Source organism: Legionella sp. (assembly GCF_965140895.1).
Lineage (GTDB): Bacteria > Pseudomonadota > Gammaproteobacteria > Legionellales > Legionellaceae > Legionella.
The window spans coordinates 1-2,220 of the sequence record NZ_CBCSKT010000089.1 but is presented as its reverse complement, the minus strand read 5'-3'; the positions used below and the strand labels follow the sequence as shown (position 1 = coordinate 2,220).

Genomic DNA, 2,220 nt, shown 5'->3' with positions numbered 1-2,220 from the left:
GGCGTTGCCAGTTTTGGTGCTCATCAAGCCATTGGCTTTTTAGGCGTGATACAGTATTCGCAGATAAACCCTTTGCATGCTCACCCAATAGTGAACCCAACGCCTCTGAATAGTCGCCTGTTGATAACCCTTTTAAATAGAGCCAGGGAATCAATTCCTCGATACTTTTGGTACGCCTTAAATAAGGCGGTAATAGTTGGCTAGTAAAATGAATGCCTGAACCGCTACGATCGCGTACTTTAGGTACCTTAACAACCACATCACCAATGCCTGTCTGGATAGTGCGTTCTGGTAAATAACCATTGCGAACAATCGCCTGCCTTCCATTCAATAACTTTAAATCCGAGTACTCGGATAGCATGGTTGCTAACTCAGTTTCTACTGCCTGTCTAATTAAATCACGGGCTCCATTCCTTAATAACTCAGTTAAGGGATCAATGACTTTTTGAACTGGTGTTGATACCTCGTTCAGATTACAATCCTTCATGGCGTATTTCCTTTTGTTGATTTTGTTCTTGCGGAACTATCAACAGGATACGCCACCTAATTTATTTTTCCATACACCAGATTCGAGCATAACTCGCGCGATTGTGATTGGTTCTTTTTGTTATCAAGAATTGCGACCAATAAATTTGGAGTATAGTTATTGGAGTATAGTTAATGGAGATATATATGCGCTTAATTAAAAAAATTTTAAAATCATTTGTCAAAATTATTGCGGTTCGCGATCTTTCTGAGAATGAAAAGAGCAATTTAACTAAAGGATGTTTTCATCACTCAACTTTAACAGAAACAAGAATAAATCCGGCTACTGGATTGCCTATGTCGGGGTGTCTTGATCTAAATGGCAGCTCCTATGGAACAAGTAATTCTTTCGATTCTTATCGAAGCTATGATTCATTTAATAATCGTTATTAATCGTGATGAATTTCTAAGAGTTGCTCCCGACATTTTTAATGCGAAAGGTGTGCTGCTTTTTATATAAAGTTCTTTATGTGAATATTTATCTGTAGTGGCCCGCTTTCAAAAACGACTCGGCTCGCAATCAGCGCATGAAATTGGCCCAAATTAAATGCGAATGAAAATAAATTTCGGCTCACATTATTTGCCACTACCTAAAATCTGGCCCACTTTATTTGCAACTAACTTTTCTCCTACCACCAGAAAAACACTCGTTTTCTTGGTGGTATATTTCTTGATATATATCAGATCCTGGCATATACTTTAATATATACCAATGAAATGGGGTTTATCATGAGCCAATCAGCTAAAATATTTACAAATGGGCGCAGCCAAGCTGTACGCTTACCAGCAGCTTACCGTTTTAACTGCACCGAGGTTTTTATAAGAAAAGATCCAATAACGGGCGATGTGATTTTGTCACGTAAACCAGGAGATTGGGATGACTTTTTTAATCTTTTAAAAACTGTGGAAATTCCTAAGGATTTTATGGTGTCGAGGGAAGATTCTTTACCTCAAGAAAGGGATATTTTTAATGACTGATGAAATAGCCAATCGTTATATGCTGGACACTAATATAGTTAGCCATTTTATCAAAGGAGACCATCATGTTCGTAACAAAGTTATTTCTGTTCCTATGTCCGAGCTGGCAATTTCCGTTATAACCGAAGGTGAACTACTATTTGGATTGGCCAAAAGACCTGATGCAAAAAAGCTAAGCATTGTTGTGCACGAGTTTTTGATTCGCGTTGATGTGTTACCATGGGATAGTGCTGTTGCAGCTTGTTATGGAACTCTTCGTGCTGACTTGCAAAGAAAGGGTAGAATATTGGGGAATCTTGATTTACTGATCGCTGCTCATGCCCTATCTTTAGGAATAGTGCTCATCACAAATGATCGTGCTTTTTCCCAAATTGATGGCTTAAAAATAGAAGATTGGACTCAATAAAGAAACGGATCGAATTATTTTTTGGCTTGTTTAGATTTTTCAATGAGTAATTTTGTTTTGATTGACCTCGATTTACTCCTTTTTTAAACTACCAAGAAAACGAGCGTTTTTTTGGTGGTTTCTATTTTGTAGATAAAAATCATTATTGTGAGTGCGGTCCAAAATGTGAGCCAGAGCATTCATCAGCAATTCCCGCCATTAAAAAATATCCAGTAAATTAGCGGCTCATAGGTTATCTAGGAATTAATTTTTCGTAGACTATCGCCACACTATTATTTTACTTAGGAAAGCAGTTGGGATTTGTACGGAAA

4 protein-coding genes are annotated in these 2,220 nt (G+C 37.7%); 3 read left to right on the top strand and 1 reads right to left on the bottom strand.

The genetic code is table 11. The features are described from left to right. Window positions 1-487, bottom strand: a 487-nt coding sequence (locus ACQY7T_RS09970; protein ID WP_428413101.1) for a transposase, incomplete at its 3' end; no start/stop codon positions are given. Between the two features lie 185 nt (window positions 488-672). On the opposite strand from ACQY7T_RS09970, the gene ACQY7T_RS09965 reads away from it, so the two are divergent. The 3 genes from ACQY7T_RS09965 to ACQY7T_RS09955 all read left to right on the top strand — a co-directional run bounded on the left by ACQY7T_RS09965 (window position 673) and on the right by ACQY7T_RS09955 (window position 1,909). Beyond that, window positions 673-918, top strand: a complete 246-nt coding sequence (locus ACQY7T_RS09965; RefSeq protein ID WP_428413099.1) for a hypothetical protein — start codon at window positions 673-675, stop codon at window positions 916-918. A gap of 336 nt (window positions 919-1,254) precedes the next feature. Further along, entirely contained in the window at window positions 1,255-1,503 is a 249-nt protein-coding gene (locus tag ACQY7T_RS09960) for an antitoxin (protein ID WP_428413097.1), read from the top strand. Further along, a complete protein-coding gene (locus ACQY7T_RS09955) occupies window positions 1,496-1,909 on the top strand; it encodes a type II toxin-antitoxin system VapC family toxin (protein WP_428413095.1) in 414 nt (137 codons plus the stop codon). The genes ACQY7T_RS09960 and ACQY7T_RS09955 overlap by 8 nt, the downstream gene beginning before the upstream one ends. The last annotated feature ends 311 nt before the right edge of the window (window positions 1,910-2,220 follow it).

Coding starts and splice junctions, on each gene's coding strand:
- ACQY7T_RS09965 (WP_428413099.1), top strand. CDS start 673: ATGCGCTTAATTAAAAAAATTTTAAAATCATTTGTCAAAATTATTGCG.
- ACQY7T_RS09960 (WP_428413097.1), top strand. CDS start 1,255: ATGAGCCAATCAGCTAAAATATTTACAAATGGGCGCAGCCAAGCTGTA.
- ACQY7T_RS09955 (WP_428413095.1), top strand. CDS start 1,496: ATGACTGATGAAATAGCCAATCGTTATATGCTGGACACTAATATAGTT.